The organism is Streptomyces sp. NPDC088706 (assembly GCF_044752765.1).
Lineage (GTDB): Bacteria > Actinomycetota > Actinomycetes > Streptomycetales > Streptomycetaceae > Streptomyces.
In genome coordinates this window covers 376,438-398,653 of sequence record NZ_JBIVLW010000002.1, presented here as the reverse complement: position 1 = coordinate 398,653, position 22,216 = coordinate 376,438, and the positions used below count along the sequence as shown (strand labels likewise).

The 22,216-nt window shown below is 72.0% G+C and carries 22 protein-coding genes; 10 read left to right on the top strand and 12 right to left on the bottom strand.

Annotated features, from left to right (window positions below):
- Positions 1-238 precede the first annotated feature (238 nt).
- Positions 239-511, top strand: a complete 273-nt coding sequence (locus ACIQAK_RS07410) for a hypothetical protein (RefSeq protein WP_366387328.1) — start codon at positions 239-241, stop codon at positions 509-511.
- A 17-nt stretch (positions 512-528) separates the two neighbouring features.
- Here ACIQAK_RS07410 and ACIQAK_RS07405 read toward each other — a convergent pair whose 3' ends face one another.
- Entirely contained in the window at positions 529-1,275 is a 747-nt protein-coding gene (locus ACIQAK_RS07405; RefSeq protein ID WP_366387327.1) for a ferritin-like fold-containing protein, read from the bottom strand.
- A 450-nt stretch (positions 1,276-1,725) separates the two neighbouring features.
- Here ACIQAK_RS07405 and ACIQAK_RS07400 point away from each other — a divergent pair, with 450 nt between their 5' ends.
- Complete coding sequence (locus ACIQAK_RS07400) at positions 1,726-3,951, top strand: DEAD/DEAH box helicase (RefSeq protein WP_366387326.1); 2,226 nt, start codon at positions 1,726-1,728, stop codon at positions 3,949-3,951.
- Between the two features lie 125 nt (positions 3,952-4,076).
- Positions 4,077-4,934, top strand: coding sequence for an alpha/beta hydrolase (locus tag ACIQAK_RS07395; RefSeq protein WP_366387325.1), 858 nt, complete (start codon positions 4,077-4,079; stop codon positions 4,932-4,934).
- A 55-nt stretch (positions 4,935-4,989) separates the two neighbouring features.
- Here ACIQAK_RS07395 and ACIQAK_RS07390 read toward each other — a convergent pair whose 3' ends face one another.
- Positions 4,990-5,901 carry an NYN domain-containing protein gene (locus tag ACIQAK_RS07390; protein WP_366387324.1) on the bottom strand — a complete coding sequence of 304 codons (912 nt, stop codon included), beginning with the start codon at positions 5,899-5,901 and terminating at the stop codon, positions 4,990-4,992.
- Positions 5,902-6,108: 207 nt separating this feature from the next.
- On the opposite strand from ACIQAK_RS07390, the gene ACIQAK_RS07385 reads away from it, so the two are divergent.
- Positions 6,109-6,261: a hypothetical protein gene (locus ACIQAK_RS07385; protein ID WP_198676864.1), complete on the top strand. Its 153-nt coding sequence runs from the start codon at positions 6,109-6,111 to the stop codon at positions 6,259-6,261.
- Positions 6,262-6,375: 114 nt separating this feature from the next.
- Here ACIQAK_RS07385 and ACIQAK_RS07380 read toward each other — a convergent pair whose 3' ends face one another.
- The 3 genes from ACIQAK_RS07380 to ACIQAK_RS07370 all read right to left on the bottom strand — a co-directional run bounded on the left by ACIQAK_RS07380 (position 6,376) and on the right by ACIQAK_RS07370 (position 8,774).
- Positions 6,376-6,981 (bottom strand): MarC family protein, encoded by a 606-nt coding sequence (locus ACIQAK_RS07380; protein WP_366387323.1) that lies wholly within the window; start codon positions 6,979-6,981, stop codon positions 6,376-6,378.
- Between the two features lie 126 nt (positions 6,982-7,107).
- Positions 7,108-7,974 (bottom strand): PHP domain-containing protein, encoded by an 867-nt coding sequence (locus tag ACIQAK_RS07375; protein ID WP_366387322.1) that lies wholly within the window; start codon positions 7,972-7,974, stop codon positions 7,108-7,110.
- Positions 7,975-8,096: 122 nt separating this feature from the next.
- Positions 8,097-8,774: a DUF6758 family protein gene (locus tag ACIQAK_RS07370; RefSeq protein ID WP_366387321.1), complete on the bottom strand. Its 678-nt coding sequence runs from the start codon at positions 8,772-8,774 to the stop codon at positions 8,097-8,099.
- Between the two features lie 159 nt (positions 8,775-8,933).
- Between ACIQAK_RS07370 and ACIQAK_RS07365 the strand changes: the two genes are divergently transcribed.
- Complete coding sequence (locus tag ACIQAK_RS07365) at positions 8,934-10,175, top strand: MFS transporter (RefSeq protein WP_366387320.1); 1,242 nt, start codon at positions 8,934-8,936, stop codon at positions 10,173-10,175.
- A gap of 69 nt (positions 10,176-10,244) precedes the next feature.
- On the opposite strand, the gene ACIQAK_RS07360 is transcribed toward ACIQAK_RS07365, so the two are convergent.
- Positions 10,245-10,829, bottom strand: coding sequence for a suppressor of fused domain protein (locus ACIQAK_RS07360; RefSeq protein WP_366387319.1), 585 nt, complete (start codon positions 10,827-10,829; stop codon positions 10,245-10,247).
- Between the two features lie 439 nt (positions 10,830-11,268).
- Here ACIQAK_RS07360 and ACIQAK_RS07355 point away from each other — a divergent pair, with 439 nt between their 5' ends.
- Complete coding sequence (locus ACIQAK_RS07355) at positions 11,269-12,396, top strand: magnesium and cobalt transport protein CorA (protein ID WP_366387318.1); 1,128 nt, start codon at positions 11,269-11,271, stop codon at positions 12,394-12,396.
- A gap of 36 nt (positions 12,397-12,432) precedes the next feature.
- Complete coding sequence (locus tag ACIQAK_RS07350; RefSeq protein WP_366387317.1) at positions 12,433-12,954, top strand: hypothetical protein; 522 nt, start codon at positions 12,433-12,435, stop codon at positions 12,952-12,954.
- A gap of 18 nt (positions 12,955-12,972) precedes the next feature.
- Here the strand turns inward: ACIQAK_RS07350 and ACIQAK_RS07345 are convergent, their stop codons facing one another.
- Complete coding sequence (locus ACIQAK_RS07345; protein WP_366387316.1) at positions 12,973-13,734, bottom strand: hypothetical protein; 762 nt, start codon at positions 13,732-13,734, stop codon at positions 12,973-12,975.
- A 221-nt stretch (positions 13,735-13,955) separates the two neighbouring features.
- On the opposite strand from ACIQAK_RS07345, the gene ACIQAK_RS07340 reads away from it, so the two are divergent.
- From ACIQAK_RS07340 to ACIQAK_RS07330, 3 genes are read left to right on the top strand one after another with little or no spacing between them, the layout of a single operon-like run.
- On the top strand, positions 13,956-15,230 hold the full coding sequence (locus tag ACIQAK_RS07340; RefSeq protein ID WP_366387315.1) for a magnesium transporter MgtE N-terminal domain-containing protein: 1,275 nt from the start codon (positions 13,956-13,958) through the stop codon (positions 15,228-15,230).
- Positions 15,220-15,780: a DUF1003 domain-containing protein gene (locus tag ACIQAK_RS07335; protein ID WP_366387314.1), complete on the top strand. Its 561-nt coding sequence runs from the start codon at positions 15,220-15,222 to the stop codon at positions 15,778-15,780. The genes ACIQAK_RS07340 and ACIQAK_RS07335 overlap by 11 nt, the downstream gene beginning before the upstream one ends.
- 43 nt (positions 15,781-15,823) lie before the next feature.
- Positions 15,824-16,957: an Mrp/NBP35 family ATP-binding protein gene (locus tag ACIQAK_RS07330; RefSeq protein ID WP_366387313.1), complete on the top strand. Its 1,134-nt coding sequence runs from the start codon at positions 15,824-15,826 to the stop codon at positions 16,955-16,957.
- A gap of 91 nt (positions 16,958-17,048) precedes the next feature.
- Here the strand turns inward: ACIQAK_RS07330 and ACIQAK_RS07325 are convergent, their stop codons facing one another.
- From ACIQAK_RS07325 to sigE, 5 genes are all read right to left on the bottom strand, one after another.
- Positions 17,049-17,714 (bottom strand): hypothetical protein, encoded by a 666-nt coding sequence (locus tag ACIQAK_RS07325; protein ID WP_366387312.1) that lies wholly within the window; start codon positions 17,712-17,714, stop codon positions 17,049-17,051.
- A gap of 125 nt (positions 17,715-17,839) precedes the next feature.
- Positions 17,840-18,337 (bottom strand): sec-independent translocase, encoded by a 498-nt coding sequence (locus tag ACIQAK_RS07320; RefSeq protein WP_366387311.1) that lies wholly within the window; start codon positions 18,335-18,337, stop codon positions 17,840-17,842.
- A gap of 126 nt (positions 18,338-18,463) precedes the next feature.
- Positions 18,464-20,257, bottom strand: a complete 1,794-nt coding sequence (locus ACIQAK_RS07315) for a trypsin-like peptidase domain-containing protein (RefSeq protein ID WP_366387310.1) — start codon at positions 20,255-20,257, stop codon at positions 18,464-18,466.
- Positions 20,258-20,379: 122 nt separating this feature from the next.
- Positions 20,380-21,453: a zf-HC2 domain-containing protein gene (locus ACIQAK_RS07310; RefSeq protein WP_366387309.1), complete on the bottom strand. Its 1,074-nt coding sequence runs from the start codon at positions 21,451-21,453 to the stop codon at positions 20,380-20,382.
- Positions 21,450-22,208, bottom strand: a complete 759-nt coding sequence (gene sigE / locus ACIQAK_RS07305; RefSeq protein WP_366387308.1) for an RNA polymerase sigma factor SigE — start codon at positions 22,206-22,208, stop codon at positions 21,450-21,452. The genes ACIQAK_RS07310 and sigE overlap by 4 nt, the downstream gene beginning before the upstream one ends.
- Positions 22,209-22,216: the final 8 nt, after the last annotated feature.

Genomic DNA, 22,216 nt, shown 5'->3' with positions numbered 1-22,216 from the left:
GGATCTTCCCGCCGGGCCGCTCCCGTCTGTCCGGTAGGTCCGCGCGTCTGTCCGGAAGGTCCGCGCGGCCGTGGGTCCCTGGAGCCGAGGCCCGGGGGCCATCCCGTACGCCGTGGGCGCGCGAGCCGCACTCGTACGGGTTTCCCCAGCTCGGGGGAGGGTTGTGGGGCATGAGCCGGGGGTAGTACCGCCTACGACCGATTTGCCCGCCCCGCACACCCCCGCGAGGTGATCCTTAGTGATCTGGGAATCCTTCGGCGCCGCCGTACTCGGGCTCGCCCTGTCCTGGGCGGCTGTCCGCTCACTGGCCGACCGGCTCCCCTCCGCCCGTGCTGTTTATCTCACCGGTGCACTGGGGGCGCTGTTCGGAGCGTTCCTCGCGCATTCCGCACTAGGCCCCGGCCATCTCCTCGCCACGCTGATCGGCGCCGTCTCCGTCGGGGCGGTGACGCTGTCGCTCCTGATCCGCCCGCACGGCCGCCGCCTCACGAGGTCGGCGGCGGCCCAGTAGCCCGGTGTCACGCGGTCCTACGCGGCCAGCCCCAGCGCGGCCATGCGCTTGGTGTGGGCCTCGGTGATCCGGGAGAACATCCGGCCCACCTCCGCCAGGTCGAAGCCGTCCGCGACGCCGCCCACCAGCATCGTCGAGAGCGCGTCGCGGTCGGCGACCACCCGCTGGGCCTGCGACAGTGCCTCGCCCATGAGGCGGCGGGCCCAGAGCGCGAGCCGCCCGCCGAGCCGGGGGTCGGCCTCGATGGCGGCGCGCACCTTCTCCACGGCGAAGTTGCCGTGGCCCGTGTCGTCGAGCACGGCGAGGACCAGGGAGCGGGTGTCGGTGTCGAGCCGGGCCGCGACCTCCCGGTAGAAGTCGCTGGCGATCGAGTCACCGACGTACGCCTTGACCAGGCCCTCCAGCCAGTCGGACGGAGCCGTCTGGCGGTGGAAGTCGTCGAGCGCCTTGGCGAAGGGCTCCATCGCGGCGGTCGGGTCCTCGTCGACGGCGGCGAGCCGGTCGGTCAGCTGCTCGAAGTGGTGGAACTCGGCGGCGGCCATCTTCGCCAGCTCCGCCTTGTCCCCGAGTGTCGGCGCGAGTTTCGCGTCCTCGGCGAGGCGCTCGAAGGCCGCCAGCTCGCCGTAGGCGAGAGCGCCCAGCAGGTCCACGACCGCGGCGCGGTACTGCGGCTCCGCGGCGGCGGTGGCCCAGTCCTGGGCGGCGATTCCGGTCGCTCCGGGCACTTCTTCGGGGTGTTCAGTGGCGTTGTCAGGCGTCTCCATGAACCGCACAATAGCCCGCTCGACGAGGGGTGGAACGGCTCGGCGAGGAGCGGACATCACACCGTTCCGATGAATTCGTCCAACACACATGCGCGAATCCGGGGTACAGTGGTATTGCGCCTACTGAGCATTTCCTGTGCCAGGGGCGCGTCCCTTGAATGAGGATGCCCGGTCGGTGGCCCGATCGGCTCCGACCCGACAGCCCTCCACGCGGTGCGTACGACACGTACGACTGCAGATGAGGGGCCCCCTCAGCGGCACGAGCGCTCGAGCGACGGCAGTGGTCCCGCGCCACCCGGCCCATCCACGGCCGGATGACCAACCCCGGCACGGTACGACCCCCAGCGTTCGCCTCGGACCGCGTCTCACAGAAGAGGCAGCACCCTGACTACGTTCCGCGACCTCGGCATTCTTCCCGAGACGGCCGAAGCCCTTGAGGCAGTCGGCATCATGTCCCCCTTCCCCATCCAGGAGCTGACGCTTCCCGTAGCGCTCTCCGGCTCCGACGTCATCGGCCAGGCCAAGACCGGCACCGGAAAGACGCTCGGCTTCGGACTCCCCCTCCTGGAGCGCGTGACCGTCCCCGCCGACGTCGAGGCGGGGCGCGCCACGCCCGAGCAGCTGACCGACGCGCCGCAGGCGCTCGTCGTCGTCCCCACCCGTGAGCTGTGCCAGCAGGTCACCAACGACCTGCTGACCGCCGGCAAGGTCCGCAACGTCCGCGTTCTGGCGATCTACGGTGGCCGGGCCTACGAGCCCCAGGTCGAGGCCCTCAAGAAGGGCGTCGATGTGATCGTCGGCACCCCGGGCCGTCTGCTGGACCTGGCGGGCCAGCGCAAGCTCGACCTCTCCCACATCCGCGGGCTCGTCCTCGACGAGGCCGACGAGATGCTGGACCTGGGCTTCCTGCCCGACGTCGAGCGCATCATCACGATGCTGCCGCCCAAGCGCCAGACGATGCTGTTCTCGGCCACCATGCCCGGTGCCGTCATCAGCCTCGCCCGCCGCTACATGTCGCAGCCGACCCACATCAACGCCACCTCGCCCGACGACGAGGGCACGACCGTGAAAAACACGGTCCAGCACGTCTACCGCGCGCACAACATGGACAAGCCGGAGATGCTCTCGCGCATCCTCCAGGCCGAGGGCCGCGGGCTGGCGATGATCTTCTGCCGGACGAAGCGGACGGCCGCCGACATCGCCGAGCAGCTGGAGAAGCGCGGCTTCGCCTCCGGCGCGGTCCACGGCGACCTCGGCCAGGGCGCCCGTGAGCAGGCGCTGCGCGCCTTCCGCAACGGCAAGGTCGACGTCCTCGTCTGCACCGATGTCGCCGCGCGCGGCATCGACGTCGAGGGGGTGACCCACGTCATCAACTACCAGTCGCCGGAGGACGAGAAGACCTACCTCCACCGCATCGGCCGCACCGGCCGCGCGGGCGCCAAGGGCATCGCCATCACGCTGGTCGACTGGGACGACATCCCGCGCTGGCAGCTGATCAACAAGGCGCTGGACCTGAAGTTCCCGGACCCCCCGGAGACGTACTCCACCTCGCCGCACCTCTTCGAGGAGCTCGGCATCCCGGCGGGCACCAAGGGCGTGCTGCCGCGGGGCGAGCGGACCCGCGCCGGTCTGCGCGCGGAGGAGGTCGAGGACCTCGGCGAGACCGGTGGCCGCGGCCGCAAGTCCGCCGCCGTCGCTCCGGCCCGTGAGGAGCGCGAGCCCCGTACGCGTACGCCGCGTCAGCGCCGTCGCACCCGTGGCGGGTCCGCCGCGGAGGAGGTCGCCGCGACGGTGCCCGCACCCGCCAAGGAGGCCACGCCGGTCACCCCGGCCGGTGACGAGGCCCCCGAGGGTCCCCGCACACCGCGCCGCCGTCGCCGTACGCGGGTCAGCGCTGCCGACACCGTGACCGAGGCCGCCGTGGCGGTCGCCGAGGCTCCGGTGGCTCCGGCTCCGGTGGCTCCCGCCGCCGAGATTGTGGCCCCGGTCGTGGCCGAGGCCGTCGTGGCGGCCGCGCCGGTCGTCGAGACCGGCGCGGAGGCCAAGCCGCGCCGCCGCCGTAGCCGTGCCGCCGCGAAGCCGGTGGCCGAGGCCGAGGCGCGGGTTCCCGCCGCCGCTGCCCCGGTCGAGGCCGGGTTCCAGACCGTGGCGGTCGCCGCGGGCATCGCGGAGCCGGTCGCCGAGCCCGTCGTGACCAAGCCGCGCCGCCGCACCCGGATCGTGAAGCCGGCCGACGAGGTGGACTTCCAGATCGCCCCGGCCTCCGAGCCGGAGCCCGAGTCGAAGACCCGCCGCCGCCCGGCCCGCGCCACGAGCCGCCCGAAGACGGAGTCGAAGCCGAAGGCCGAGGCCGTTACGAAGGCGGAGCCGACGCCTCAGACCGAACCGAAGCCGAAGAGGGCGTCGAGGGCGAAGGCCCCGGCCCCCGCCGAAACCGTCGCGCCGGAGGCCCCGGCCCCCGCCGAGACCGTCGCGCCGGAGGCCCCGGCCGCCGAGGCCGACGCCAAGCCGCGCCGCCGCCGCGCCACCCGCAGCGTCACCTCGACCGCGTCCCAGGAGGCCGATGTGGTCTCCGAAGCCGAGGCCGTGGTGAGCGAGGCCGCCGCCGAGGCGAAGCCCCGCCGCCGCCGGGCCACCCGCGCCGCGGGCAAGGCCACGGCGACGACCGAGAGCTGACGGTCCCGCGAGACCCATCAGGCCCCGGCCCCCGCGTCCGCGGGGGCCGGGGCCTTCTCGTCGGCCGGTCATACCCCGGCCCGCCCGGTGGTGCCCCGGCCCCGCGGCGGGGATAGCCTCGCCCCATGAGCCGCCCGCCCACCTTCACCCCGCCCCCCTGCGCCACCGCTCGGGTCCTGCGTACCGAGCGCGGGGACTTCGCCGTGCTGGACGCCGTACCGACCGCTCCCGCCCACGCCACCGCCCTGCTGCTGCCCGGGTACACCGGCAGCAAGGAGGACTTCATCGCGCTGCTCGAACCGCTGTGCGCGGCCGGGTACCGCGTGATCGCCGTGGACGGCCGGGGACAGTACGAGTCCGAGGGTACGGACCATCAGGAGGGTTACGCACAGGGGGAGTTGGCCCGGGATGTGCTCGCCCAGGCGGCGGCGCTGGGCAAGGACGGCGGGACACTGCACCTGCTCGGGCACTCGCTCGGCGGCCAGATCTCCCGTGCCGCCGTGCTGCTGGACGCCACCCCGTTCCGCTCGCTGACGCTGATGTCCTCCGGCCCCGCCGAGGTCGTCGCCGCCCAGCGGGACAAGCTGAAGATGCTGAGCGACGCGCTCTCCGTGCTGACCATGGACGAGGTGTGGGGGGCGATGCGGGCCCTGGACCCGCCGCAGGACGCGGACACCGGCGACGGCGAGGACATGCGCCGGCGCTGGCTGCGCCACCACCCGGCGCAGCTGATCGCCACCGGCGCGCAGCTGTGCGCCGAGCCGGACCGGGTGGACGAGCTGGCCGCCCTCGGGCTGCCCGTCCACGTCCTGTCCGGCGAGCGCGACGACGTATGGCCGGTGGAGCGGTTCGACGTGATGGCCCGGCGCCTGGGCGCCCGCCGCACCACGATCTCCGGTGCCGAGCACTCCCCCAACACCGCCCGGCCGCACGAGACCGCCCAGGCGCTCGCCGCGTTCTGGGACGGCGTTCCGGACGTGTGAGCCGCCGCCCGCCTCGTACGACGAGCCCGCCTCGTACGACGGAGCGGGCAGCGGCTCAGTACTGCGACTGAAGGTGCTGCCAGAACCCGTCGCGCAGCGCCCGGCGCAGCTGCGCGTGGCCGCGCAGCGAGTGCTGGAGTAGGCGTTCGGCCTCCACCAGCAGGTCCTGGTCGACGGAGCCCGGCAGGTAGGGGTGGCCGGGCAGCAGGTCGGCGAGGGATTCGCGGCCACGGGCGGCCAGCCAGGCGGCGGCGATCTGGGCGCCCACGAAGCGGACGTCCTCCCGTGAGGGCGCCGGGGTGTCGTCCTCGTACGTGGTGACCGGACGCCGGGTGACGTAGGGACGGCAGAAGTCGAGGTCGAAGGTGCGCTGGCTGTCGACCTCCCAGAGCAGCGGTTCGGCCTGGTTGCGCCCTTCGCCGGCCTCGATGCCCCAGAGGTGGACGCGCGCCCCGTAGCCCTGGGCCGCCTCGACCGCCGAGACCAGGTCCTCGTCGCCGCCGATGAGGGCCGCGTCGCTGATGGCGCGGTGCCGGGCGAGCGATTCGAGGTCGGTGCGGATGAGGGAGTCGACGCCCTTCTGCTGGTTGTTGGCGTTGAGGTTGCCCAGCCGCACCTTGACGTCCGGGAGTTCGGCGATGGCCTGCTGTTCGGTGGTGTGGATGCGGCGCCTGGCCCCGTCGTACCAGTACACGCGCAGCAGCCGGCTGTCCGCGAAGATCGTGCGGGCCTTGTCGATGAAGGCCTCGATCAGCCCCTCGGCGTCGAGGTCGAAGGAGCGCCGGTCCTCGGTACCGGTGACGAGCAGCCCGGCCGCGGCGTACACATAGCCCGCGTCCACGAAGATGGCGTGCGTCGAGGGGGTCTTGGACACCTCGACGAGCATGCGCTGGAGCAGCTCGTTGGTGCGGTCCAGCCGCGCGGCGATATCGGCCCGGCCGGGAAGCTGCGGGTCGGCCGCGCTCATGCGGACCTCAAGGCCTGTGCGCACATGACTACGGGCGGGTACTTAGACATCCAAAAAATTTCCTTAGCGTAGGGAATGGTTGTGGCGGGCAGGCTGTTGTAACACACGTGGAACGCGAGGGAAGCCTCGCGTTCCTATCCTTGCGGGCAGGTCACATCGCCCGTGCCAGTAGTTCTCCAGCAGGAGGATCAGACGAAGGGAAGCCCTATGCGCTTCGAGATCATGCGACTCGACGACGTCGACGGTACCGCCGTGGACAGCACCGTCGTGGACGCCGCCTCCGTCAACCGGATCGTGCAGCAGGCCGCAGCCATAGGCCAGCGCATCTACATCCGGCCGGCCGAAAGCTCGGCTTCGTAACGCTTCATGGGCTTCTGACGCCTGATTACGCATTGCGCCGCTAAAGACGAAGCGCCCCCGCCCGGATGGTCCGTGCGGGGGCGCTGTGGTGTCCGGCGCGGGCGCGCGGGGGCCTCAGGAGTTCTGGATGACCTGGGTGACGCCGTTGATGATCTGCTGTACGGCGATGGCCGAGAGCATCATTCCGGCGAGCCGGGTCACCAGGACGACCCCGCCGTCCCTGATGATCCGGATGATCACCAGCGAGTAGCGCATGGCCAGCCAGAGCACCACGTGCATGGCGGCGATCGCGGACCAGACGGAGAGCTGGCCGCCGAAGCCGTCGGCGTGCTGCACGGCCAGGATGACCGAGACGATCGCGCCGGGACCGGCGAGCAGCGGCATGCCCAACGGTACGAGCGCCACGTTGACGTCCTTGGTCTGCGTCGGCTCGTCCGTCTTGCCGGTCAGCAGGTCCAGGGCGATGAGCAGCAGCAGGAGCCCGCCCGCGATCATCAGGGCGGGCACGGAGACATGCAGGTAGTCGAGGATCTGCTGGCCGAGCAGACCGAAGACGGCGATCACGCCGAAGGCGACCGCGACGGCCTGGAGCGCCATTCTGCGCTGCACCTTGGCAGGGCGGCCGGCGGTGAGGGCCAGGAAGATCGGGGTGATCCCCGGCGGATCCATAATCACAAAAAGGGTGAGAAAAAGGGATCCGAAGACAGCGACGTCGAACACAGTGAGCCTTGCGAGAGAGGAACGGGCGGTACGGGGGCGCGCGGGCCCGGCCGAGGGCTGTCGGCACACGACGGCGGGGAGAGGGCGCGCGAGGAGGGGGACGCGGTGCGGTGGGGAGGGTGGAGCCTAGGGCCGGCCGGCTCCGCCGGCGCCCGGCACCGGGAAGGCTCCCGTGGCGCGCCGGGTGATCTCGCCGTAGATCTCGGGGTCGGTGGTGTACTCGCCGAGCCGGACGGTCTTCCGGCTGCCGTGGTAATCGCTGGAGCCGGTGGGCAGGAGCCCCAGCTCCCGGGCGAGGCCGCGCAACCGGGCCCGGGTGGGCTCGTCGTGGTCCATGTGGTCGACCTCGATGCCGTCCAGGCCGGCGGCGGCGAGTGCGGCGATCGTGGTCTCGGGGACCACGTCACCGCGCTTCGAGGCGGCCGGGTGGGCGAAGACGGTGACGCCGCCCGCCGCCTTGACGAGCCGGACCGCCTCGAAGGGGTCGAACTCGTGCTTCGCGGCGTACGCCCGGCCGCCGTTGCCCAGCCAGTCGGGCGTGAAGGCGTCGGAGACGGTGGGGACCACGCCCAGTTCGACGAGGGCGGCGGCGACGTGCGGGCGGCCGACCGAGCCGTCCCCGGCGATGCGGGCGACCTGCTCCCAGGTGATCGGGACGTCGAGGGCGCGGAGCTTGCGGACCATCTCCTGGGCGCGCGGCACCCGGTCGTCGCGGACGAGCTCGCGCGCACGGTCCAGCTCGGGCTCGGCGGGGTCGAAGAGGTACGCCAGCATGTGCATGCTCACGCCGTCGACGCGGCAGGAGAGCTCGGCGCCGGTGACGAGGGTGAGCCCCGCGGGCAGCGCGTCGATGGCCTGCTTGTGGCCGCCGACGGTGTCGTGGTCGGTCAGCGCGACGACGTCCAGGCCCGCGGCGGCGGCGTTGGCGACCAGCTCGGCGGGGGTGTCCGTACCGTCCGACGCGGTGGAGTGGGTGTGCAGGTCGATACGCACGACGCTGACTCCAGGGCTCGCGGGCGGACGGGGGACCGCTCAAGGATAACCGCCGCGCGCCAGGCCGCCGGCCGTGATCGTCCCGGGCCGGCGTGCGCATACCGTCCCGGGCCCCACGCGGGCTACCGCCCGCCCGTCCCCTGCCGCGGCGGTGCCTCCGGGGCGGCGAGCAGGCGCGGGGTCAGCGCCCCGCACGGGACGAGGTCCACCTCTCCCCCGGCGTCGCGCAGATCCGTCAGCACCAGCTCGTCGTACAGCAGCAGCCCCGACTGCTCGGGCCACAGGATCGCCCACAGCCACAGGCCGCGCGCCTCACCCGCGAAGACCGCCCGGTCCTCCGGGGCGTTCCTGACGTGCCAGAGCGGGGTGGGGCGGCCGGCGGCGTGGACCTTGGCGTCGGGGGCGGTGTCGACCTTCAGGTGGTGACCGGGGTCGGGGCCGTCGATGCCGGCGTACCGGGCGCCGAGCCCGACGCCCAGTTCCTCGGCGACGAGCAGCAGCTCGCCCATGCCCCCCAGCGGTCCGGGACCCGAGCAGGCGACGACGGTCGCGCGTCCGCCGCTGCGGTCGTCACCCGCGCCGGCCACGCCGGTGAACAGCCAGCCCACCGGGAGCGGCCAGGGCATCCATACGGGCACCCGCGAACGGTGCACCACGACACCGAGCGCCTCGACGCTCGGCGGGACGACCGGCTGCATCGGGTGCACCTGGCCGTGCGCGGAGCACTGCCAGGCGTCGGCGAAGAGGCCGGGCGCCCTGACCCGGCCACCGCATTTCGGGCAACTGGGTTCGCCCCTCATAGAGCCCAACGGTCCTCCCCGCCGGTCGTCGCGTCAAGGACGATCACCCGTCCGCAGCGTGGCTACCACGTCGAAGGATGGATGTATCTTGCATTTATTAGATCGTCTAACTTATTATGTGCATAACGCATCGACCTGGAGGAGAGAAGGAGTCAGTCCATGCAAGGAGAGGACCCGTTCGAGGAAGGGGCGACGGCGACCAGCATCCTGCGCCAGCCGAAGGCCGTGTGGGCCACGGCGGGCGCCTCGGTGGTCGCCTTCATGGGGATCGGCCTGGTGGACCCGATCCTGCCGTCCATCGCCCAGGGGCTCGACGCCACACCCAGCCAGGTGTCGCTGCTGTTCACCTCGTACTTCCTGATCACCGCCGTGGCGATGCTCGTCACCGGCTTCGTCTCCAGCCGCGTCGGCGGCCGTAAGACCCTCCTCGCCGGCCTGGCGCTCGTCATCGTCTTCGCCGCGCTCTCCGGCACCTCGTCCTCCGTCGCCGAACTGGTCGGCTTCCGGGCGGGCTGGGGCCTGGGCAACGCCCTCTTCGTCTCCACCGCGCTCGCGGTGATCGTCGGGGCGGCGGCGGGCGGCAGCTCCGCGGCGATCCTGCTGTACGAGTCGGCGCTCGGCCTCGGCATGGCGTGCGGGCCGCTGGTGGGCGCCCTGCTCGGGAACGCCAGCTGGCGCTATCCGTTCTTCGGTACGGCGGCGCTGATGGCGATCGGCTTCCTCTGCATCGCCGCGTTCCTCAAGGAGCAGCCCACGCCCGCCCGCAAGACCTCACTGCTCGACCCGGTGAAGGCGCTGGGCCACGGCGGACTGGCCTCGGTGGCGGCCTCGGCGTTCTTCTACAACTACGCGTTCTTCACGATCCTGGCGTTCACGCCGTTCGTGCTGGACATGACCCCGTACAAGTCCGGCGCGGTCTTCTTCGCCTGGGGCCTGCTGCTCGCCGTCTTCTCCGTGCTGGTCGCCCCGCGCCTCCAGCGCCGCTTCGGCTCGCTCAAGGTGCTCGGGGCCTCGCTGGTCCTGCTCGCCGTCGACCTGCTGGTCCTCGGCTACGGGAACCACACCACGGCCGTCGTCGCCACGATCGTCTCCGGTGCCTTCATCGGCATGAACAACACCGTCTACACCGAGCTGGCCCTCGGCGTCTCGGACGCCCCGCGCCCGGTGGCGAGCGCCGGGTACAACTTCGTCCGCTGGTTCGCCGCGGCGGCCGCCCCCTTCCTCGCTCCGAAGATCGAGGAGTGGACCGACATCCACATCCCGTTCGTGGTGGCCGCGCTCGCCGCCCTCGTCGGAGCGGCCGTCGTGGGCGTACGGCGCACGGCGCTGAACCACGAGGCCGAGGAGCTGGAGCCGGTCCACGCCCTGGAGGACAGCGTGACGGTCTTCGCCGACCGGTGAAACGCCCTGGAGGACAGCGTGACGGTCTTCGCCGACCGGTGAAACGCCCTACGGGGCCCTCGAACGGGCTCAGTCCAGCGGTACGGACGTGCGCAGCGGGTCGCGCACGTCCGTACCGTGTGTGAGCCACCGCTCCTGGAGCTCCTTGGCCCCGCGCACCCGCTTCCAGGCGGCCTCGTTGTGGGTCATCGGCAACAGCGGCAGGAAGCGGACGGGGTCCATCGGCTCGTCCAGTTCCAGGTCCTCCACCAGCCCCCCGGACTCCGCCACCAGCACCGAGGTGAACGGCGCGCCGGGCCACAGCGGCTCCCCCAGGTCCAGGGACGCGCCCGGGGCCACGACGAGCCCCTCGACCTGGGGGGAGGCGGCCAGCACGGCGAGCGGGCGCAGCACCTGGTCGGTGTCGGCGAGCCCCACCCGTACCGACAGGACCAGCTCGGCGCGCGGGCCCTTCACCGGGTCGGCGAGGGTTGAGGTGGGGTCGGCCATCGGCTGTCCCGACATGCCGAGCGTGGCGTAGCGCACCACATCGCCGTCGAGGAAGCGGAGCACCTCGATACGGTCCGTACCGAGGAACGTCACATCGGCGCGGGCGTCCGGTTCCCCGAGGGCCGAGCGGAGCCGGGCTTCGACCAGAGCGAGAATTTCTGCCATCCGGCGAGCATAGAGTGCGCATGGAGTGGGCAAAGTAGGGGATTCGGTCAGGGGCGGCTGGTAGCCTGGCCGCCGGTCGGGACAGTGCGCGGAAGCGTCGCTCTCTTCGTCCCGACGACACGTCGTCCCCCACGGGGGACCGGCCGGAGGAGGTGGGGACTGCCATGGATCCAAGTCGACCGTGCAGTACCGATCACCCTTCCGCGTATCTCCCTCGTTGAACTGACGCCTCGTCGGCCATCGCTGATGGCCCGTGGACGGTCCTTCGCACCGCGGAAGAGTCCGAAAGAGTCTGCGGAAAAAGCCTTTCCTCCCTGCCTGTCTGTAGCGAACGCCGTCATCGCCCGCGCGGTGCCGCCCGCTTTGCGGACGTGAGCACACGTCCCCATTCCGGGCTGTTCCACGCCTTCGCCGACGGCCCTCCGTGAAGGAGCCAGCCATGTCGATGATCCGTGACCTGCGCGCCGCCGTGCGCCCGTCCCTGCGTCCCTCCCTCCGTAAGAACAGCGCCCCTCACAGCGGGTACGACACCACCCGCGACCCGTCCGTCTCCAGCGCCGTCGTCGACTGCGCGGTCTACCGGCACGGAAGCCGCGTCGAGGGGACCACTGCCCCGACCCCGCACGAGGCGATGCTTCAGGTGCGCGAGCAGGGCGGCTTCGCCTGGATCGGCCTGCACGAGCCGACGGAGGAGGAGTTCGCGGGCATCGCCCGGGAGTTCGGGCTCCACCCGCTCGCCGTGGAGGACGCCGTCCACGCCCACCAGCGGCCCAAGCTGGAGCGGTACGACGACACCCTGTTCACCGTCTTCAAGACGATCCACTACGTCGAGCACGCCGAGCTGACCGCGACCAGCGAGGTCGTGGAGACCGGCGAGGTGATGTGCTTCACCGGCCGGGACTTCGTCATCACCGTCCGGCACGGCGGACAGGGCTCCCTGCGCGCCCTGCGCCACCGCCTCCAGGACGATCCCGAACTCCTCGCCAAGGGCCCGTCCGCCGTCCTGCACGCCATCGCCGACCATGTCGTCGACGGGTACATCGCGGTGGCGGAGGCGGTGCAGGACGACATCGACGAGGTGGAGATCGACGTCTTCTCCACCCCGGCGAAGGGCGGCCGGCGCGGTTCGGACGCGGGCCGGATCTACCAGCTCAAGCGCGAGGTACTGGAGTTCAAGCGGGCCGTCTCGCCGCTGCTGCGCCCGATGCAGCTGCTGAGCGAGCGGCCGATGCGGCTGATCGACCCCGACATCCAGAAGTACTTCCGGGACGTCGCCGACCACCTCGCCCGGGTCCAGGAGGAGGTCCTCGGCTTCGACGAGCTGCTCAACTCGATCCTCCAGGCCAATCTGGCGCAGGCGAGCGTCACCCAGAACGAGGACATGCGCAAGATCACCTCGTGGGCGGCGATCATCGCCGTACCCACGATGATCTGCGGGGTCTACGGCATGAACTTCGACTACATGCCGGAGCTGGGGTGGAAGTACGGCTATCCGCTGGTGCTCGGCCTCATCGGGGCGGTCTGTTTCTCCATCCACCGCATCCTGAAGCGCAACGGCTGGCTGTGAGCGGTGCGGGGGCGGGCGCTGAGTAAGCTCCCGCCCATGACTGACGCTGCCGACGCGCTGCTGGAGATGGCCCTCGTCGAGGAGGCCACGAAGAAGTCCGGCCTCATCTGGGTCAGGGCCGGGGGACCCGCCCGTGCCGTGTGGCACGTCTGGCACGAGGGTGCGGCCCACCTCGTCGGGGACGGCCCGGGCGAGCAGCCGCTGCCCGCCGGGCTCACCGACGGTGGGCCCGCCGAGGTGACCGTACGCAGCAAGGACAAGGGCGGCCGGCTCGTCGCCTGGACCGCGGGGGTACGGGTCCTGGCGCCGCACTCCGAGGAGTGGGAGGCGGCCGTGGCCGAGCTGAAGGGCAAGCGGCTGAACGCGCCGGACGCCGAGGTGATGACGGAGCGCTGGGCGCGGGAGTGCGCGGTGGTGCGCCTGACACCCGAGGCGGTCAGGACAAAGCTGCCGGACACCTCGCTGGCCGCCGTCCCGCTGCCGACCGGGGCGACCACCCGGCAGCCCGTACCGGCCGCGCTGCCCCGGCTGCTGCTGAAGCGGCGCCGCAAGGGCTGATCCGCCGGCCGGGGGCGGTCAGCCGGAGGACTTGGGGAGGTTGCCGCCGTAGTCGACGGTGTCGTCGCCCTTCGGGGCCTCCAGCGGGACGGCGCGCCCCCAGTCGGCCAGAGTGACGGTGCCACCGCCGCCGCCGCGCGCCACCCGTACCGGGTACGGCTTGCCCTCCAGGGAGACGTCGAGCGCCCCGCCCTCACCCTTGCCGCCCAGCAACTGGATGGTGCGATGCCCGGTGACGGTGTCCCGGGCGCCCTTGTTGAGTGTGCCGTGCAGCGTCAGCAGGCCGTCCAGCAGGACCTTCTTGTCGGTGAAGCCGCGCAGCTGGCGGTAGCTGGGGTCGCCCTCGGGGACCTTCACGTACTTGCCGCCCAGCTTCTCGGCGGCCTCCTGGTCGGAGGGGCCGGCCTCGCCGCCCTCCTCGTGGATCCAGAAGTCGGCGTCGGCCTTGATGAAGAGCTCGTCCTCGATCCGCAGCAGCACGAAGCTCCGCTTCCTGGAGGAGACCGACCCCATGCCGCCCTGGTCGCTGAGCTTCATGTTCAGCATGTAGGTGCCGCCCTTGCTCACCAGGGTGCCCGCCAGCCGTACGCCGTCCGCGCTGTCGGCCGCCGCTCTGGCCTTCGTGTCGATCTGCTGCGCCGAGAGTTTGCCGACCCCGTTGGTCCCCTTGTCCGGGTCTTCGCCCGCGCAGGCGGTGAGGGCCGCGACGAGCCCCCCGCAGAGCACGACTGCGAGCGCGGTCCGGCGATGATTCCGGACGGCCGGGGCAAAAGAGGTCACGGGTGTACTGCCTCTCGACTGCGATCAGGGGCAGAGCGCAGCGTACCCGGGCTCCGGGCGCCGTCCGGCAGCCAGCCGTACGGACGGGTCCGCCGGGGCGCTCCCCGACGGCAGCGGCTAGCCTGATCACGGCGTACGCCCGTCCGCGTACGGCGAAACGCGCCGGCCGGCACCGAGGCGCCGGCCGGACCCGCAGGACGAGAGAGACGAGGAGGCGGAGCATGGCGGCAGGAGCCCCCCGGGTCTTCGTCTCGCACCTTTCCGGGGTGCCGGTGTTCGACCCGAACGGGGACCAGGTCGGCCGGGTCCGCGACCTGGTGGCGATGTTGCGGGTCGGCGGACGGCCGCCGCGCATCCTGGGGCTGGTCGTCGAGGTGGTCAGCCGACGGCGGATCTTCCTGCCGATGACCCGGGTGACGGGCGTCGAGTCGGGCCAGGTCATCACCACCGGCGTGGTCAACATGCGGCGCTTCGAGCAGCGGCCCACCGAACGGCTCGTCCTCGGCGAGTTCCTCGACCGGCGGGTGCGGCTGGTGGAGAGCGACACGGAGGTCACCGTCCTGGACGTGGCGATCCAGCAGCTGCCCGCCCGCCGGGACTGGGAGATCGACAAGTACTTCGTCCGCAAGGGGCGCGGCGGGGCGCTGCGCCGCAAGGGCGAGACGTTGACGGTGGAGTGGTCGGCGGTCAGCGGCTTCTCGCTGGAGGAGCACGGGCAGGGCGCCGAGAGCCTGGTCGCCACCTTCGAACGGCTGCGCCCCGCCGACGTCGCCAACGCCCTGCACCACCTCTCCCCCAAGCGCCGGGTCGAGGTGGCCGCCGCGCTCGACGACGACCGGCTCGCCGACGTCCTGGAGGAGCTGCCGGAGGACGACCAGGTGGAGATCCTCGGCAAGCTCAAGGAGGAGCGGGCCGCCGACGTGCTGGAGGCGATGGACCCCGACGACGCCGCCGACCTGCTCTCGGAGCTGCCCGAGGAGGACAAGGAGCGGCTGCTGACCCTGATGCGGCCGGACGACGCGGCCGATGTGCGCCGTCTGATGGCGTACGAGGAGCGGACGGCGGGCGGTCTGATGACGACCGAGCCGATCGTGCTGCGCCCGGACGCCACGGTGGCCGACGCGCTCGCCCGGGTCCGTCAGTCGGACCTGTCCCCCGCGCTCGCCGCACAGGTGTACGTGTGCCGCTCCCCCGACGAGACGCCGACCGGCAAGTACCTGGGCACCGTGCACTTCCAGCGGCTGCTGCGCGATCCGCCGTTCACCCTGGTCAGCTCCATCGTCGACAGCGATCTGGTGACGCTGTCCCCGGACACCCCGCTGCCGACCGTGACCAGCTACCTCGCCGCGTACAACCTGGTCTCGGCGCCCGTCGTGGACGAGAGCGGCTCCCTGCTGGGAGCGGTGACCGTGGACGACGTCCTGGACCACCTGCTCCCGGACGACTGGCGCGAGACCGACTTCCACGGCGAGGGGGGCATCCGCCATGGCCGGTGAGGAACGGTCCAAGGCCTCCTCCTCGGGCGCCTCCGGTCTGGTGCGCCCGCCGCGCACCCGTCTCGACCAGCCGAAGTCGCCGCGGCGCAGGCTGCTGCCGGAGTACGACCCGGAGGCGTTCGGCCGGTTCTCCGAGCGGATCGCGCGGTTCCTGGGGACCGGGCGGTTCATCGTCTGGATGACGCTGATCATCATCGTCTGGGTGCTCTGGAACATCTACGCGCCCAAGGATCTGCGCTGGGACGAGTACCCGTTCATCTTCCTGACCCTGATGCTCTCGCTCCAGGCCTCCTACGCCGCCCCGCTGATCCTGCTGGCCCAGAACAGGCAGGACGACCGGGACCGGGTCACCCACGAGCAGGACCGCAAGCAGAACGAGCGCTCCATCGCCGACACCGAATACCTCAGCCGGGAGATCGCGGCGCTGCGGATGGGCCTCGGCGAGGTCGCCACCCGGGACTGGATCCGCTCGGAACTCCAGGACCTGGTGAAGGACATGGAGGACCGGAGAGTCGTCTTCACGTCCGAGAGTGACGAAGGCGACCGCTGAGGGGCTACCCGCCCGTAGGGCCCGGCGCCGTAACATCGTCGGTATGGCTACGGAAGACGCGGTGCGTGAAGCACTGGCGACAGTGAACGACCCGGAGATCCACCGCCCGATCACCGAGCTGGGCATGGTGAAATCGGTCGAGATCGATCCTGACGGTGTAGTCGCTGTCACGGTGTATCTCACGGTCTCCGGCTGCCCCATGCGCGACACGATCACCAGGAACGTGACGGAGGCGGTCTCCCGCGTCGAGGGCGTCTCCCGGGTGGAGGTCACCCTCGACGTCATGAGCGACGAGCAGCGCAAGGAGCTGGCGAGCTCGCTGCGCGGCGGTACGGCCGAGCGCGAGGTGCCCTTCGCCAAGCCCGGCTCGCTGACCCGGGTGTACGCGGTCGCCTCCGGCAAGGGTGGCGTCGGCAAGTCCTCGGTGACGGTGAACCTGGCGGCGGCGATGGCGGCCGACGGGCTGAAGGTCGGCGTCGTGGACGCGGACATCTACGGGCACAGCGTGCCCCGGATGCTCGGCGCGGACGGCAAGCCCACCCAGGTCGAGAACATGATCATGCCGCCGTCCGCACACGGCGTGAAGGTCATCTCCATCGGCATGTTCACCCCGGGCAACGCGCCCGTGGTGTGGCGCGGTCCGATGCTGCACCGGGCGCTCCAGCAGTTCCTGGCCGATGTGTACTGGGGCGACCTGGACGTCCTGCTGCTTGACCTGCCGCCGGGCACCGGTGACATCGCCATCTCCGTGGCGCAGCTCGTGCCGAACGCGGAGATCCTGGTCGTCACGACCCCGCAGCAGGCGGCGGCCGAGGTGGCGGAGCGGGCCGGTTCCATCGCCGTACAGACCCACCAGAAGATCGTCGGCGTCGTCGAGAACATGTCGGGCATGCCGTGCCCGCACTGCGACGAGATGGTCGACGTGTTCGGCTCGGGCGGCGGCGCCCGGGTCGCGGAGGGCCTGACCCGGACGGTCGGCGCCGAGGTGCCGGTGCTGGGCTCGATCCCGATCGACGTGCGGCTGCGCGAGGGCGGCGACGAGGGCAAGCCGGTGGTCCTGTCGGACCCGGACTCCCCGGCCGGCAGCGCGCTGCGGTCGATCGCGCAGAAGCTGGGCGGCCGTCAGCGGGGTCTGTCGGGCATGTCGCTGGGGATCACCCCGCGCAACAAGTTCTGACCTCTTCGTTCTCAAGTTCGTTCTCAAGCGCCGGACGCGAACTCAGCCGTCCGGCGCTTGCGGACAAGGCGGCCCACCGGCCGCCTCCGGCCTACTCGTACGTCGCGATGTCCTTGATCACCGCGAACCCCAGCCCGTACGCGCTCATCCCCCGCCCGTACGCCCCGATGTGCACGCCCTCGTGCGCCGACCCGGCCAGCACCCAGCCGAACTCGGACTCCCGGTAGTGGAACTCCACCGGGACGCCGTCCACCGGCAGGGAGAGCGTGGACCAGGGCGCGGAGCCGAGGTCGTCGGCTAGGGTGAACGCCGTCTCGGTCTGCTGGTCCAGCCAGTCGTCGCGCAGGGTGTGGTCCATCTGCGGCGGCCAGGTGTACGCCAGCAGGCCCGAGCCGGCCAGCCAGGCCGCCGAGGAGACCGTGGTGGCGTCCAGGACACCCGTACCGTCACCGCTGCGTCTGACCGGGCTGGCGGCGACGGTGATGACGACCGCGAACCGTTCCTTCTCGGCGGCGGCCCCGTCGGTCTTCACCGACGGCTCGTCGCCGTGGCCGGTGGAGCCGTGCTGCACCGTGCCGTCCGCCGCCGTGCCGACCTGCATCAGCCAGCGCGGCCCGGTGAAGGCCTCGTCCAGCCCGTACCAGGGGAAAGAGGCCTCCAGGTAGCCCTCGACGGTACGCCGCCGGGCCGCCGGCACCTCCTCCGCCGTGACCGTGCCAGGGGCACCGTCCGTATCCACCCGACTCGTCGTCTCCATCTGAGCGGCCGCCTCCTCGATCAGTTGTGATCCGGAGCGGCCCGCCCCCCGCGGGCGTGGGCGTCCTCGCAACCGGACAGATGGAGAATAGCCATATCGCCCGGACGAGTCGGGATTGACTGGGGTCAGGTGGCGTCGGCGTCGAACGGGGGCCGTTCGGGCTGGGCCTGCTGGGGGGCCTTCTTCAGCAGGTCAGAGGTGGTGTCGTCGGTCTTGGTGAGGCTGGGCGAGGTGCCGGTGACCGACGCGCCCGCCGAGCCGTTCGCCGCACTGTTGGCGGAGTCCGGAGCCGGTGCGCGGCCGTTGACCGCGTCCGTGACGTCGGCGATCTCCTTGCGCAGGTCGAAGCTCTCGCGGATCTCCGTCAGCCCCAGGTCGTCGTTGCCGTCCATCAGCTGCTTGCGGACGAACGTCTTGGGGTTGAGGTCCTCGAACTCGAAGTCCTTGAACTGCGGGCCCAGCTCGGAGCGGATGTCGTCCTTGGCACTGTCCGAGAACTCACGGATCTTGCGGATGGTGCGCGTGACGTCCTGGATGAGCTTGGGCAGTTTGTCCGGGCCGAAGACCAGCACGGCCAGCACCCCGAGCGTCAGCAGCTCCAGTGCGCCTATGTCATTGAACACCTAGCTGCTCCTCGTGTTCTCCGCCTGATCCCGACTGCTCCGTCTGGTCCCGGCCAGGTGGGACGAGTGCCCGGACCGTTCAACGGTACCTGGCCGACGTGTCCGGGCGGTACCTTGCCGTGTCGATCACGTGCCGCTCGCCGAACCGAGCGTCAACGTGACGGACAGCTCCTTGCCGCCCCGGGTCAGCCGCAGCTCCAGCCGGTCGCCGGGGCGGTGGGCGCGGATCTTCACGATCAGCTCCTCCCCGCTGTGCACCCGTTGGCCCTGGACCGCGGTGATCACGTCGCCGGACCGGATGCCCGCCTTGGCGGCCGGGCCGCCCCTGGTGACCGCGGGTCCGTCGTCGGCGCCCTTCGTACCGACCTTGGCGCCGTCGCCGGTGAACTTCATGTCCAGCGTGACGCCGATCACCGGGTGGGTCGCCCGGCCGGTGTTGATCAGCTCCTCGGCGACGCGCTTGCCCTGGTTGATCGGTATCGCGAAGCCGAGGCCGATGGAGCCGGACTGGCCGCCGCGCTCGGTCCCCTTGCCGCTGTCGGCGGCGCGGATGGCGCTGTTGATGCCGATGACGTGGGCCTGGATGTCGACGAGCGGGCCGCCGGAGTTGCCGGGGTTGATCGGGGCGTCGGTCTGGAGGGCGTCGACATAGCTGATGTCGCTGCCGTCGCCCTTCTCACCGCCCGCGGTGATCGGGCGCTGCTTGGCGCTGATGATGCCCGAGGTCACCGTGTTGGACAGGTCGAAGGGGGCGCCGATGGCCACCACCGGGTCGCCCACCTGGACGTTGTCGGAGTTGCCCAGCGGCAGCGGTTTGAGGCCCGAGACCCCTTTGACCCTGACGACGGCGAGGTCGTAGCCGCTGTCCTTGCCGATGAGTTCGGCCGCGGCGCTCTCGCCGCTGCTGAACGTCACGGTGATGTCCCCGCTGGAGCCGGCCGGGGCGACGACGTGGTTGTTGGTGAGGATGTGGCCCCGGGCGTCGAGGACGAAGCCGGTACCGGTGCCCGACTCGGCGGTGCCGCTGACGTGCAGGGTGACCACGCTGGGCAGGGCACTGGCGGCGATGCCCGCGACGCTCTCGGGGACTCGTCCTGCGCTGTCGTGGCTCGCCTGCGGCAGCTCGACGGTGGTCAGGCCGCCGTTGCGCTCGATGTACGCGCCGACTCCGCCGCCGACACCGCCGGCCACCAGGGTCAGCAGCAGCACTCCGGCGAAGGCCCCACTCCGGCGGTTCTTCCGACGGCCCGGTTCGGTCCCGGCCGGCGGCCCCGCCTGGGTCAGCGGCTGCCCCGGCGCGCCCCATGGGTCGTACTGGAGCCACTGCGAGGGCTGCTGCTCCCCCGCCCCCGCCAGGGGGACACCGGCCCCGTTCGTCCCCACGTACGGCGCCTGCTCCGGAGCGGGCTGCGGCGGTACGGGGGCGGAGCGCGGGGACGCCGGGGACGACTGCGGCGGTACGGGGGTGGCCTGCGGCGACACCGGGGAGGGCTGCGGCGGCAGGGGTGCGGGCTGCGGCGGTACGGGGGTGCCGTGGGCCGGGGTCGCCCGCTGGACCGGCGGCGCGGGCGCCCACGGTCCGGGGCCGCCGTAGGGCGGAGTGCTGTACTCGTCGGGTTCGTGCAGCGGCGGCCCGGACGGAAGGGGCGGCCGCGCGTCCTCGCCGTTGGTGGGAGCGGCCGGGGCAGCGCTGTCGGAGGAGGCGGGCGGGGCAGCGCTGTCGGTGGGCGTGGGAGCGGGCGGGGCGGTGCTGTCGGTGGGCGTGAGGCCGGCCGGGGCGGTGCTGTCGGTGGGCGTGGGGCCGGTGGGGGCAGCACCCTCGCCGGGGACCTGGTTCTCCGGCTCGGCGCGGCCGGGCCGCCCCGCCGTGGGGCGGCTCCACCACTTCGCCTGCGGCCCGGTGGGCTTCCCGTCGTCCATGCTCTCCCCGCAACTGGCCTCTGCACGCCCCACAGCGGCGTCCCTCCCCGGAATTCAACCAGGTTTGCGAATCCCCGCGCAGGGTCCTGCCCGGCTTCCGCCGGCGCCCGGCCCGGCCCCGGTCAGCGCCGGGGGGAGAGCGGGCTCGCCAGGTCGTTGGTCGGCGCGGGCTGTCCCGCGCCCGAGGGCACCGGCGGTGCGAGCGCCTTCGTCTTCGCCGTCGAGCCGCTGCCCAGCACCGCCGCAAGGAGCGGGGTGGGACCACCGGCCGGACGTATCAACGGCGGCACGGACACGTTCAGCGCGGGAAACGCGAAGGGGTGTCCGCCGAGCACCGAGGCCGGGAGGAGCGGCGGGGCCGTCGTCTGCGCCCGCGGCGACAGGGGTGGCTGGACCGCCGGAGCGACGGGTGCGGACGGAGCGGTGAGCGAGGGCGGCGGCCGGTGCGAGCCGGTCGACGACACACCGGCGGCCGACCGGTCGACCGCCAGGCGTTCACCGCCCACCGACTGGGCGCCGCCACGGCGGAGAGCCGCCTGGGTGGAACCCCCGGCGCGGGTCTCCGCGGCGAGCGGGGTGACGCTGTTCCCGCTGCCCTCGGCACGCAGGAGCGGGTCCGGGCCGGAGTCCAGCGGCAGGGTGCCGCCGAGGGCGATGGCCGCCAGGGACACCGCACCGGCCGCGGCGAAGGCGAAGCGCCTGCCGCGCCACGACGAGCGCTCGGCGTCCCGGGCCGCCTCGTGGATGCGGAAGGCGGAACCGGAGCCGCCGGACAGGACGGCGGTGGAACCGTGGGCGGCGGGAAGATAGCCGAAGCCGTCCAGCCGGGAGGGGGGCGCGGCGGAGTCGCGGCGGGTGGAGCCGGACGATCGCAGCGGTGGGTAGAACTCGTCGGCGAACGGCCCGCCGGAGCCGAAGGGCCGTCCGGCACCGGTGTCGTCGTCGCCAGGTCCCCCGGGAAGGCCCTGAAGGCGGGCCAGGAACCCCTCGGAGGGCGAGGGTGCGGCGGACATGGCGAAGGCGCTCTTGAGGCGGCGCTGGGCGTCGGCCTCGACCTTGCACCGGGCGCAGGTCGCCAGATGGGCGAGGACCCGCTCGCGGGCATCGTGGTTGAGCTCGCCGTCGACCAGCGCGGCGAGCCGGTCCCCCAGATGCGCTTCGGCGGGGGTGGGACCGGTCGGACCTGTGCCGTTCACGCCGTCCCGCCCTCCCCTGCCAGGACCGCGTCCGCCAGGGAGCGCTGCTCGGCGCGGGCTTCGGGGGAACGGTGCTTGAGCGCCTTGCGCAGGTGGGAGCGGCCGCGGTGGATGCGGCTGCGCACGGTGCCGAGCTTCACGCCGAGGGTCGCGGCGATCTCCTCGTAGCTGAGCCCCTCGATGTCGCAGAGGACGACTGCCGCGCGGAACTCGGGCGCGAGGGTGTCCAGCGCCTGCTGCACGTCGGCGTCGAAGTGGGTGTCGTTGAAGACCTGCTGCGGGGACGGCTCCCTGCTGGGGAGGCGCTCGGCCGCGTCGTCACCGAGCGAGTCGAAGCGGATCCGCTGCTTGCGGCGGACCATGTCCAGGAAGAGATTGGTCGTGATGCGGTGCAGCCAGCCCTCGAACGTGCCGGGCGTGTACGTCGACAGCGAGCGGAACACTCTCACGAAGACCTCCTGGGTGAGGTCCTCGGCGTCGTGCTGGTTTCCCGTCAGCCGGTAGGCGAGGCGGTACACGCGACCGCTGTGCGTGCTGACGATCTCTTCCCATGAGGGTGGGGTCCACGCCTGGTCCGCATCGGAGGCGAAGGTCGCGGTCGGTGCGGAGGCTTCGGAAGAACGGTCAGCAATGTCGGTCACGGATTTCGGCTCACCGGCCGACCTGAGAAGGCGCCGCAGCACCCCTCCCCGATCCACAGGCGCAGCCGCACCTCCCCTATCGGCTCTGGTGGTGTCCAGTGGAGCCCCTACCATAGCCACCT